The sequence below is a fragment of the Runella limosa DSM 17973 genome (assembly GCF_000482465.1).
In the GTDB taxonomy this organism is placed as follows: domain Bacteria; phylum Bacteroidota; class Bacteroidia; order Cytophagales; family Spirosomataceae; genus Runella; species Runella limosa.
On record NZ_KI519433.1, the window covers coordinates 56,450 to 69,220 of the forward strand.

At 40.0% G+C, this 12,771-nt stretch carries 8 protein-coding genes; 5 read left to right on the forward strand and 3 right to left on the reverse strand.

Annotated features, from left to right (window positions below; translation table 11 throughout):
• Nucleotides 1-11: 11 nt before the first annotated feature.
• The 3 genes from K339_RS36450 to K339_RS0131680 form a co-directional block, all read right to left on the reverse strand.
• The gene (locus tag K339_RS36450) at nucleotides 12-608 is read right to left on the reverse strand and encodes a helix-turn-helix transcriptional regulator (protein WP_028527175.1); all 597 of its coding nucleotides are present in this window, start codon (nucleotides 606-608) and stop codon (nucleotides 12-14) included.
• Complete coding sequence (locus K339_RS0131675) at nucleotides 605-1,450, reverse strand: helix-turn-helix domain-containing protein (RefSeq protein WP_157607844.1); 846 nt, start codon at nucleotides 1,448-1,450, stop codon at nucleotides 605-607. The genes K339_RS36450 and K339_RS0131675 overlap by 4 nt, the downstream gene beginning before the upstream one ends.
• Nucleotides 1,451-1,559: 109 nt before the next feature.
• Nucleotides 1,560-2,291: a LytR/AlgR family response regulator transcription factor gene (locus K339_RS0131680; RefSeq protein ID WP_028527177.1), complete on the reverse strand. Its 732-nt coding sequence runs from the start codon at nucleotides 2,289-2,291 to the stop codon at nucleotides 1,560-1,562.
• Nucleotides 2,292-2,676: 385 nt separating this feature from the next.
• On the opposite strand from K339_RS0131680, the gene K339_RS0131685 reads away from it, so the two are divergent.
• The 5 genes from K339_RS0131685 to K339_RS0131705 all read left to right on the forward strand — a co-directional run bounded on the left by K339_RS0131685 (nucleotide 2,677) and on the right by K339_RS0131705 (nucleotide 12,730).
• Nucleotides 2,677-4,566 carry a tetratricopeptide repeat-containing sensor histidine kinase gene (locus K339_RS0131685; protein WP_169731924.1) on the forward strand — a complete coding sequence of 630 codons (1,890 nt, stop codon included), beginning with the start codon at nucleotides 2,677-2,679 and terminating at the stop codon, nucleotides 4,564-4,566.
• A gap of 48 nt (nucleotides 4,567-4,614) precedes the next feature.
• Nucleotides 4,615-6,711, forward strand: a complete 2,097-nt coding sequence (locus tag K339_RS0131690; protein WP_028527179.1) for an ATP-binding protein — start codon at nucleotides 4,615-4,617, stop codon at nucleotides 6,709-6,711.
• A gap of 242 nt (nucleotides 6,712-6,953) precedes the next feature.
• Entirely contained in the window at nucleotides 6,954-8,009 is a 1,056-nt protein-coding gene (locus K339_RS0131695) for a hypothetical protein (RefSeq protein ID WP_157607846.1), read from the forward strand.
• A 418-nt stretch (nucleotides 8,010-8,427) separates the two neighbouring features.
• Nucleotides 8,428-10,968, forward strand: coding sequence for a SprB repeat-containing protein (locus tag K339_RS0131700; protein WP_037302409.1), 2,541 nt, complete (start codon nucleotides 8,428-8,430; stop codon nucleotides 10,966-10,968).
• 121 nt (nucleotides 10,969-11,089) lie between these two features.
• On the forward strand, nucleotides 11,090-12,730 hold the full coding sequence (locus tag K339_RS0131705) for a fused MFS/spermidine synthase (protein ID WP_084332386.1): 1,641 nt from the start codon (nucleotides 11,090-11,092) through the stop codon (nucleotides 12,728-12,730).
• Nucleotides 12,731-12,771 lie beyond the last annotated feature (41 nt).

Consider the following 12,771-nt stretch of genomic DNA (forward strand, 5'->3'; position numbering starts at 1 on the left):
TTTTAGGTATATTAAACCACTCTTCTATCTATTCGACCTATGTGCAACAGTTGATATTTTTTAGGAGTAATTCCAAAATGCTTTTGAAACATCTTGTTGAACTTTATGCAAGAACCGTCGCTGTAACCAATACATTTTGAAACTTCTACGGCTTTGTAACCATTTCTAAGGAGTTTAGCAGCGTGTTCCATCCGCTTGTCCATGTAAAGCTGATAAAATGGCTTGCCGTAGATTGCTTTGAAATTGTTTTTAAACAAATTCAAAGGGATATTATATTCAACGGCGATTTGTTGTTCGGTAGGTGGAACTTGCTCAAATCCTTCTAATAAGTATTTTCGGTATATTCTTTTTATTATATCATCCCAAATATTCATATTGTTCATACGCAAAGGTTTAACACTTTCTTGGGCTGCTTCAACATTTTCATGCTTTGATTCGCCATGAAAATGCTTTATTCTTAATTCATTATCTATCTGATTGATTTCTAGGTTGTTGGAAGGAGTTAGAATAAAGGAGATTTTATGAGAGAGTAATAATGCTACTACCGCCTGAACACATTCGGTAGAGACTACAAAGTCAACAGTCGAAGGGTGATGTTTCGCTATCATTGTTTTTCGGTGTAAGTAGTGTTGGGGGAATAGTTGAATTTTTGCTTGAATACACGCGTAAAGCCTGAAGGATGGTGATACCCAACCTGATAAGCGACTTGTGTTATCGAATATTTTCCAGTTTGAAGTAAGCCATGGGCATACATCATCTTTTTATCTAAAATGTATTGATGGGGGCTAGAATTAAACAATTCGTAGAATAAAATCTTGAATTTACTGACACTCATTCCAGCCATTTTGGCCATCTCGCTGATGGAAGGAGTCGATCTTTTAAAATCGGACGTTATTTGTGCTTCGATTTCCTTGATCTTTCGGGAGTCAATTTCTCGGAAGTTTTTCTCAGTTTTACTCAGAATTTGTGTTTGAATATCATCGATAAAAAGAAGGAGGAACTGAAGAAAGTAGCTTTTGGCTAACAAATCAGGATTGACTGCCCGCTGATACTCTTTCTGAAATGCAGCATATTTCAAAGTAAACAAGCTGTATTGGTTGTTCCAATTAATTAGAACTTTTGGAATAATATCAATCAAGTCAGGGTAGGGACTCCCCACTTGATTGATTAACCAATCAGTGCGAACCCCCACGAGAAAAGGCCGCGCATGTTCATAAGTAGCGCTTATTAAACAATAATCACCCTCAAGGGTACTCCGAAATGAATCAGTGAGGGTACGTAAATCTTTATTGTGCTCAGGTAGTATGGTGAAAAAGTAAGTGTTGCTCGAACCAAAATCGAAAATTTTAAAGTTGGCTTTAGCCCGAGCTCCACTTGATTCCTCAGAAGCTTGTCTTTTGAAGCACATTAACCAAAAATCTAACTTTATGTTCGCCATGAGATATTGCAATGGTATGTAAATAATACCAAAAATGGTATATCATAGTATCCCATTGTAAACGTGACGGCTTAAAGTAAGGTAAGTGGTTTTTTTTAGGTGGTAACTGACAATTTTGGGATTATATATGCCTTTTTAAAAGGTGATTTAGCTCCTTTCTAAAGCTTCTTCCAACGGGAAGTATCACCAATCCAGTCAGTTTAATTGTATTGGCTTCTAATTGCTGAACGTGTAGTGTATTGACTGCAAACTTGTGATGGATGCGAATAAATTGTGCATCCAAAAACTCTTCCAGGAGCTTGGTTAATGATTTTTTCAGTACATACCTTTTAGCGGGTGTATGTATGTAACAATGACTATCCTCGGCTTCGATGTAAACAATTTCAGTGAACCTAACCTGCTCTTGTTGACCTGTCCTACTACTCAAGTATATGTACTTTCTATCTATAAAATCATACTCTTTGCTTTTCGTTTGTGCTTCCAAGGTCTTTTCGATGGCTGATTGTAGCGTAATAGCATGAAAAGGTTTAATTAGGTACTGAACGCTAAGGTTCTTTTGGGCCTCCAAAAATAGATTTTGGTCTTGAGACGTGGTCATCAGTACGATGGGAACGAGGGTGTCTCTAAGAGTTTTAAGAAGCTCAATACCAATCGGTTTGTTTTCAATCATAATATCTGATAGTACCAAGTCAACTTCATGATTATCAAGATATTTGATTAAATCTGTCAATTTTGTAAAAATGCCCCCTAACCGAAATGTATAATTGGAAGAAATGCGCTCAGTAAGCATAATTTCTAATTTAATTTGGTCAATTGGGTCATCTTCTAGTATCACAATCACAATGTCTTTCATAGCTATAGTTTATATGCTCAAACATATAATTTGCTGTAAGTGTTATATCAAACAATATAAAACTTGGTCGTGGAATTAATGAAGCAAAAATAGAGTTGGCAGGAAATGAAACAATGATGCCTTTTAAAAAAAACATATATGATAAGTGTGATAACGTTTTGGCTAATTCAAGGTAGCCTTTTTTAAAAGATAAACCATTAATTTTGATAACGTAAGAAATTAATTAGTATGTTTTTATAGTATAGTATATAGTGCAAGTATATAATTTTGCGTGGAATTGAATAAAACTAATGGTTTTGTGTCATTCTTTCTTATATAGATTTGTTGACGTTTATCCAAGATTTCACGAGAGCCACTTCTATTGTATGTAATGTGTTTGCGATTTATGAAATACTCACTTCTTCTTTTCTTATTGATGTATATTTCTGAGACAGGATATGCACAGAATAAATCTTTTAACTCTTTTCGTGATTATCTCGTTTTAACGTACAATTTTGATAACTATAAGACACAATTAGCGTCAAATTCTAAAAGTGAATTATTGAGTTTATCGATTGTAAATCAACTGAAAAAACAAAACGATTATGATACGATAGATTTAAAAAAAATGAGCCTGATTGTACAACAAGCTTCAGTACAAAAATCACAACTTGGTTTGGCTATGGCATATTACATACTTGGAAGAGAGCATACCATTGACCAAGATGATTCGCTGTCATACAGTTATTTAACAAAAGCTGAGAAAATTTTTACAGCAATCAATGATACGACAGGAATAATTCACTGTTCCAAACTTTTGCGAGCTCATACAAGAAGAGCAGACATAAATTTACCCAAATTTTACTTTGATAGAGTCGTAGCACTTGGTCAACAATCAAAGTATCCCATTGACAATTATATGTATTACCTGCTTATCATGGCTTGTGATCCTTATCTTGGCCCTCAACCAACAGAACGTCAAATGGAGGATGCTCTGCAAAAAACGCTCAAAATTATTGACAAGTACCCCTATTTTGAGTATATCCGAGCCAATGTTTATAAAAACATTCAAGAAGGATACAGAAGAAAGAAAAAGCATGATAAAGTGCTTGAGTTTGCCTTGAAGGTGATAAACCATACAAGCAAAAAAATTGATTTTATGGATTATCAATATTTAGGCAATGCTTATCTGTCAATAAAAAAATATGACATGGCCATAGCAGCTTTGGAAGAAGCCGCAAAGCGCATAAAGATAGAAAGACCCAAGTCAATCATTCGACTAAAAAACATATATATATTCTTAAAGAAAGCGTATTATGAAGCTGGAAATTTAAAAGCAAGCATACAGATAGACGAAAAGTATGACAGTCTGGTTTATGTGATCAGTAATAATGACCGTAGTGTAGCGTTATTTCACCTGCGGGAAAAGTACTCATTTGCCGATAAGGAAGCGAAACTCGAAAGACTTACTTTAGAAAAGGAAATAGCCGATTCGCAAAAAAGGCTTTTGTTTGGCGGCTTACTTGTGACCCTTACGATGGTTGGAATTGTACTTTTTTTTTCAATAAAACTTCAGAAAACTAATATTAAATTATTGCGCCTTCAGCAAGCAAGAGACAAGTTTTATACCATCATTGCGCACGATTTGCGCTTACCTATGAAAAGCCTTAATGACATGGGTATATTGTTACAATATCTTATTAAAGAAGGAAAAGTTGAGGAGTTAGATAGGGTTATTAAGCAGATTGAAAAAATGAGGTATCAATCGAATTTGCTCCTAAATAATCTATTTGAATGGGGGAAAAGTGACTATTTTGTTAATCAATCTGTAACACGTCCTATTGTCTTTGAAGCAATTATCCCTTTACAAACAATATATAATTACTACTTCCCTTTTGCCGAATCAAAAGGAGTGTCTTTAGAGTTGTCACTACCATCTTCTTTGCCACTTTTAGCTGACCAAAAAGGATTTGAAATAGCCATCAGTAATATACTAGACAATGCCTTAAAGTATACGCCACCTGGTGGGAAAATTCTGATTAAGGCATATAAAAGTGATTATAAATTTCGCCATTACTCGATTGTGATTTCTGATACGGGAGACGGAATTAAACCTATTCAGTTGAGCTACTTACAACAGGTATTTTTGTGGAAAACAAAACCAGAAGTAGGAATTCAAGGGTTAGGATTAGGCATGATTTTGATTTACAACTTTGCCCGAAAAAATAATATCAACATTTATGTAATGAGTGAAATTGGGGTAGGTACTTCATTTAAATTAGTTTGGAAGACTTAACTTGTTAAGCACTTTAAGTTTCAAAACCTTGTCGTAAATCAGCAAATTATGAGATTTGTTAGTTTTCTATCGTTTTACTTGCTTTCAATTGGGCTCGTATATGCCCAAAATATATCCTTTAAATCTTTTCGTGATTATCTCATTTCTGCGTCTCGCTTGGATAGTTTAGAAGAAGTGGAACGGAAAAGCAAACTCAATCCTCAATCGAGCCAATACCTGCATTTATTGATTGCCATTGAGTTGGGTAAGTCACAGCGGGACGATTCAATCACTACAGAACAGTACAATAGAATAGTGAAATTGGCCACCAAGCATAAATCAACCTTGGGGCTTGCCATGGCAAATTATATCATGGGGATGTATCACTCAACTTGGCAAGAAGAGGTTGCTTATGAATACATGATGAAAGCACGGGCCCAGTTTACCCAACAAAAAGATACGTCGGGTATCATTCAGTGCCTTAGTTGGTCATTGAGGCAATTTACGCAAGACGACCCAAGCTACGGCCCATTTATTAAAAAGGATTTACTGAAAATGAATCAGGAGAATTTTGCTAAGTTGGTGGCCTTATCCGAAAAATCTAAGCACGTCATTGACAGGTTTACGTACTATCGTACTGTTTTGAACAGCCATCCATCTTTTTCCCAAGAAATAACTGAAAAACAACAAATGGAAGCCTTCAAAGCTGCCAATGAAATACTGGATAAAAATCCGCACTTATCATTCTTGAGAAAAGCAATTTATCGAGCTGCTCAACAAGGTTACTTAAATTCCAAAAAATTTGATAAACTTTTGGAATTGGGTTTGAAAATACTGAACCATCCTGACATTAAAGCCACTTACCCAGATTATAGAAATGTAGCCAATACTTACACACATTTAAAAAAATACGACAGTGTTATTGTCTATATGAAGGAAGCGATTAGGCGAGCCAAGATTGAAGACCCTAAGAATATGAAGGCATTACGGGGAATGAACAGGCGTTTAAAAAACGCATACTTTGAGATAGGCAATTGGAAAGCGGGTATAAAGGCATACGACGAATACGACAAGTATAATAACCTGATTCGTGACAATGACCGCAGGTTGGCCGTGTATGAAATCAAGGAAAAGTACTCCTTTACCGAAAAAGAGGCCGAACTGAAACGTTTATCCTTAGAAAAGCAAGTAGCCGAAAGCCGAAATCAACTGCTTCAAGCTCAATACGAAGCCGAAAAACGCGAGGCTGTTTTAAAAAACCTAGCTTTAGAAAATCAGGCAACTGAAAACAGAACCAAATTGCTCCAAAGTCAGATAGAAGTTCAAAGCAAAGAACGTACCCTCCAAATAGCTGAATCCCATAAAGAACTTTTGTTTGGCGGTTTGCTGGTTGCTTTGGGGTTGATTGGAACGATTCTCGGTTTTTCAATAAAACTGCGGCAAACCAACAAAAAACTGTTGGAGTTGCAGCAAGGCCGTGATAAATTCTATACCATTATAGCGCATGATTTACGTACACCCATCAACAGTCTCAATGACATGGGTGGATTGTTGCCACACCTGATTCAAGAAGGTAAAAAGCAAGAGTTGGAGAGAGTAATCCAACAAATTGAATCCATGAGACAAAAGACCAACCTACTGCTCAATAACCTGTTTGAATGGGGCAAAAGTCAGTATTTTACGCCAGATGTGGCGGAAGTTCGTCAACAGGTGGATGTAGTACCTTTGCTGGCGGAACTACACCAAACCTATCTTCCGATTGCGCAATCCCAAAAGATTGATTTGTTAGCGGAGTTGCCAGCAAGTTTTGTTACAGAAATCGCCCCCAAAGGGTTGTTGATGACGGTGCGAAACTTACTAGACAATGCCATCAAAAACACAGCAGAAGGGGGGAAGATTTTAATCCGAATCAGTTCACCTGCCGTGGGTAAGACTTCCAATGATTTAACAATCACGATTACGGACACTGGAAAAGGTATTGCCCCTGACCAGCTCCATTATTTACAGCAAGTATTTGCAGGGAAAGTCAAACCCGACGTAGGGATTCACGGGCTGGGATTAGGTATGGTATTGATTTACAATTTTGTGCAGAAAAATAAAACATCCTTATCCGTCGAAAGTGAAGTCGGGAAAGGTACTTCTTTTGAATTGAATGTGAAGGGATAAGGAAATATAACTCACTTCATTATAAAAACAAAAATGGCAAACAATATGACGTTTTGGCTAAATATCTGGTTCGTTTTTTGATAAGAAACGATATTAATAGTCAATAAATGAAAAACTTACTATTGCTTTGTTTTGGGTTATGTATTTCTGTGTCTATACATGCTCAAAAATTATATATACTTTTTGTTGTTGATGATGAGGGTAGTAATTTTGGTTTGTTGCAATTACGCAATGAATCAGATATGCTTTATATCTTAGAAATTGTAGAGCGGGAATTGGATTATAAAATGGAGGTAATCCACCTTTCAAAGCAAAGATTTACTGCCAATGACCTTCATCAAACCATTGATAGCCTGCCCACTAGTGAAAATGACATCGTAGTCATATACTATACTGGCTTTGGTCTTCTTCCTCCTAATAAAAGCAGCCTTTTTGCCCACTGGAAACTACGAGACAATCCAACAGTTGGGTTATCAGTAGATGAGGTTGCTAGTTGGCTGGAGGTCAAGCAAAAAGCCAAAAAGCTGCACTTGGGATTGATTGTATCAGAGTATAGTGCGCAAAGTATTCATTCTCCCCAACGAGTAATCGATACCCTTGGAGTGTCGATGGCATATCGTAAGCAGGTAGTTAAAAAACTGTTTTTAGGGCATTGTGGTATCGTCAAAATGGGGAGTTCGTTGCCTGATGAGCCTTCTTGGGTCAATGAGAACCACAGTGCGTCGTTGTTTACCGAATCGCTTGTTCGTGCGTTTGAACGGATGCTTATGCCGTTGGATTCCAGTGATTTATATCAAGTATCTTTTCGGCAGTTCCATGCCTATTCCTCTTCGTATCTACATCGGTATTTCAATGAGATACCCATAAGCCAAACCCCTGTTTTGGAAATGAAATCTTGCGAAGGAAGCACTTTTAGGAGTGGAGTAGGAGTATCTTCTGATTCTTCCACAGTCTCTGTCAAAGTACTGGGAGGGCTACTTAATTCGTTGGCGCATAATAAAGACCCACTTCAACGTCAGCAAATCAAACAACAATTAGCCTATTATTTCACCCCCGATGCTACCGTCAGGGTTGTTAGAATGTATGGGATGAACCGAATTCCAAAACCAAAAGAATATACTTTGGGGGCGTATTTGGATACCATACATCTGCCTGGCGTCAATCCAAGTACCCAAGAAATAATACCCAACATGATGTATTTATATATAGGTAAAATTGAAACCGATACCACACTCCTCAAATCGCCACTCGTCAAACGCCTGTCGGTGTCCGAAATATGGGGCAATGTTGCTCATTAATGTCTTGCTACTACTGTAGTTGATTTATTTGCCCATTTCTTTAAATATGGCATGGAAATTGTGAAAGGATATGCTCCTTTAAAGTGCCAGAAATCTTCCTATTTTTGTCATCCAAAGAAATATTTTACTTCCATTTTATCTTTATAAAAGTTAAAAAACAAAGCTATATTTCTAAAAAGTAGGCGCATTTATCGGTCTCTTTATTTCTTCCAACTGGATTAATTACTTCATATACCCAAAATAACCAAAACGATAACCGATATACCGATTTGGCTAAATCGTCGGATTAGTTCTTGTTACAAAAAAGCTAGGTAGTTCATAGTTTTTTCGAACAAAATTATTCTGAAATCGTATGGTTGTTTTTTTACACCTCCGTTGCTCCAAATACCTCTTGACAACACTTCTATTTCAGTTGTGTATGCTGACTGGAATATTGAGGTCTTATGCACAGACCGAAACCTTTCCTTCGGGCTCGTATATCATCAACATGGGGATTACCCCGCAAACTCAATCCAATGCCCTGAGGCCCTACGGGTTGATTTATGATTTGTTGAAAAACAACAAAATTCCTGTCAAATGGGTCATTAGCCAAACCAAAGGCATTGATGGCATAGACTTTAGCCACCAAGGGGTAGATTTTCGAGGCGGGACGTTCATCATCCCTGCCGCTTTCCGAGACGCATCGGTGAATGGCAAAATTAGCAGCTATGGCGTTTCGGGGATAACCACGACGAGCCCTTTGACGGTGAACGTAACTTATACCCTCAGGTCAGCGCCCCGCTGGACGTTGGACGACCAGAATGGAAAAATCGCCGAAGGTTTTTTCAGTCAGGCGGGGATTCCATCCTCAGCTTACAACTTTAAAGATCCCCAATCATTGGGAGGCTGCGATGATATTTTTGTGATGCCCCACGCCGATCCCAAGTGGAGTTCCCACAGCAATCTGTATAACTGGAACCGTACACAGTTTGGGGCGATTTGGGCGGGTTGTAAAGCCGTTTCGGAATTGGAGAACATGAACAATGGTAGTTTGCAGACAAACTTCCTAGCTACCAACGTAGGGGGTGTTGGCAATGCCTTGGTGTTTTCTGGCTCGCACAGCGACGGAAGCCCTCCTTACACTCGTCTTAACCCAAGCAGCCCTGCTGCACAATACATGGGCTCGACCGACGCCGCTCACCCTGGAGGTGCCGAGCAAATCTACCTTCCCAAGGCGGGGGGCGGTTGGCGGCCTACAACCCAAGTGATTGCTTTCGACCCTAGCCAATCCAATGTACCTGGGCTATCGCCTGGGCCAGCGGCCGTGATTGTCTTCGGTCGTGGTTTTGGTCTGAACACTTCAGGCTATGTGATGTACGAAGCAGGCCACGACATCAAAAAAGCAGGTGGTACGGCCAGCATTGCCGCCATTCGTGCCTTTTTTAATTTTAGTCTATTGTCTTCTGTAGATAAAGTACCTTTTATCAGTGTGGCAAATGTTCCTACAACCATGTCAATTGGTGTTGGTTATGCCGTTAGTGTTACGGCTAACTCTCCTGTATCTTCTCCGCTTACCTATCAATGGACGAGTAGCTGCGGCGGTACTTTTGCCAATGCTTCGGCTGCCAGTACTACATTTACCCCTCCCAATGTGGGTAGTGTCACTTCCTGTATGATTACCGTCACAGTGTCCGACGCCTGCGGCAGACAAACCTCCACTGCCACGCCTATTACCATTCAACCCTGTACTCAATCGGTTACTTCATCGGTAACACCGTTGTGTGTGGGTGCTACCAATACGGGAGCCATCAGTATGACTGTCACGGGTGGAACTGCACCCTTTACCTATACATGGACTCGCTCGGGCGGTGGCACTGGTTCGGGCAACGGTACTACCATTTCGGGCCTCGCCACTGGTACTTATACCGTTACGATTACCTCTTCTACTGGATGTGCCAATACGTTTACTGCTATAGTGGGTACGTACCCTGCCATTGTCATTACACCAACAGTCACTCCAGTGGCTTGTAATGGCGGTGCTACGGGGTCTATTAGTTTGTCGGTTTCGGGTGGTACGCCAGGCTACACTTACAATTGGGGCGGTGGTATCACCACCCAAAACCGCAGTGGTCTAACGGCTGGCAACTACAGCGTGACTGTCACCGACACCAAAGGGTGTACCGCTACGGCAAACAGCATCAGCGTAACCCAACCCGCAGCGATAACTGCTACCCCATCCGTAACAAATGTACCTTGCTTTGGGCAATCTACGGGGGCTATCACCCTGACAGTCAATGGCGGAACGGCTCCCTATACCTACCAATGGAACGATGGGGCGTCCACCAAAGACCGTACCAATATCCCTGCGGGCACGTACAGTGTCACCATCACTGATTCAAGAAGCTGTACTGGAACAGTAACCAATATTTCCGTTACGCAGCCTTCTGCCGCCCTTACGGCTTCTTTGTCAAAAACAGAGCCAACCTGCGGAGCCACCAACGGAAGTGTGACGGCGACGGTATCGGGTGGCACGGCTCCTTATACCTACGACTGGAACGGTACGCCAACGGGCGACGGAACCGCTACCATCACTGGCTTGGCCTCGGGGAATTATCAGGTCACTATCACCGATGCCAGAAACTGTACTTTTATTGCTACCATCACTTTATCAAACGTCGCCACAATGGTATTGACTACCAATGTGACACCTCCAACTTGCCCACCAGGTTCTAATGCACCTTTGGGCGAAAATGGGGTCATTGATTTGGTGGTGAGTGGTGGTACAGCACCGTTTACCTATGCTTGGACAACCCCAAATGGAACAGGTCTTGTGCCAACAGCTCAAGATCAATCAGGTCTGTCCACTGGAACTTATAACGTAACCGTGACGGATGCCGTAGGATGTACAGCAAGTACTTCAGTGACACTTATTGCAATAAACCCTTCACCTGTCAAGCCAGTAACCATAAACAATAATTAATTTTTAAACCGCTCCAACGAGGTAGTGACACCCAAAAAGTGGCGTTTAAAAGCACATCAATTGATTGTATAAACTAGGTGTAGTGTAGGATAAAAAATGGAAATGTTAAAAAAAGTTTCAAATGGAAAGAAAACTAAATATCAAATCTAGTACTTCTATTCAAATTGATGTGCTACCTCAAAGTCAAAGGAAGCTGCTACTAATAGTTTCCTTTGTGGAAGGGGCTGTGGTTATGATTATAGAGTTACTGGGTGCAAAAATTGTTGCGCCGTTCTATGGGACATCGATGTATGTTTGGGCTTCTGTATTGGGAATAACACTCATTGCGCTTTCTGGCGGATATTTCGTTGGGGGTAGTGTTTCTAATAAATACAAAGACAAAAGCCCACTGTTTGCCATACTTGCTATGGGGGCAATATTAACAATCATAGCTCCACGAATTGCACCAACTATAATGACAGCTACGGCCGATCTTGGGGTGCGTATTGGCTCATTAATTTCGGTTTCAATCTACCTATTACCGCCTATTTTTTGCATGGGGATGGTGTCTCCCATCATCATACAGCTTATTAATCAATCGCAGGAAAATGCGGGTCAAACCGCTGGTACTATCTATGCCATTTCTACCGTTGGGGGCATACTCGCTACGTTTCTTGCGGGCTTTGTACTCATCCCCGAACTAGGTATTCAAACCACTGCCACTTTTACTGGGCTTGTACTAATGGGTTTTTCGGCAATCGGTATGTTCAGCCGAAAACAAAAAATGCAAGCTGTTCTCACCTTTGGCCTTTTTGTTTTTTTCGTTCCGTTTGTCTATAGCCAACCTACCGCTGATCCAGCCATTACGGTACAGTATCAGTCAAGCGGTATCTTGGGCGAGTGGACCGTGGTAGATCACAAAGGTTTTGCCAAAGACGGTCGTCCAGTGAACACAAGGCAATTGTTGCTCAATGGAATAGACCAAACGTTTACCAATGTGGGTATTGAGCCATTTTCGGTATGGAGGTATCCCCATAAAGTGACGGCTTTAGCAGGAATAAAGCCAGCTAAAAGCAAGGCACTGCTATTGGGAATGGGGGGCGGAAGCATTGCCCATAATTTGATTCGACTCGGATTTGAGCTTGATATTGTGGAGTTGGACGAACGGATTCCGTTTATCGCTGAAAAATGGTTTGGATATAATCCTACCTCTGCTAATCTGGTCATTGATGACGCACGTCATTACATTCGGAATACCACCAAAAAATACGATGTAGTCATATTGGATATTGTCAATGGAGAGGTACAGCCCTCCCACATGTTTACAATAGAAGGTCTAAAGGAGTTAAAGGCTGCATTGAATAAAGACGCATTGGTGATTGTGAATTTTCAGGGTCAACTGGATACAGATGATTTAGCACTTTCACGTGCGCCGCGTTCCGTCATCAAAACTTTTGAATCCATTGGGTACAAAATGTTTGCGGTTAAGAATGAAAAAAAATCAATATCTGCTGATTTATTAATCTATGGTACTCCTGGCTCATTGAATATCAAAGAGGCACTTAGCCAAAATTTAAGATATAACGATATTCTACCCAATGACCATTTTTCAGCGGCAGATTATGTCCCAATAGCAGGGTATGAATTAGGGGACGTAGAGGTGATGACTGATGATAAACCAAACTTAGAATTATTGAATACTCCAACTGTTTTGAATTGGAGGAAAAATAAAATTGAATATACCGTAAATGGACTCATCAAAAAAGGGGTGCCTATTTACTAATCGTCAACCACGTATTTTATGTCTTAATCGAATTAAAATCA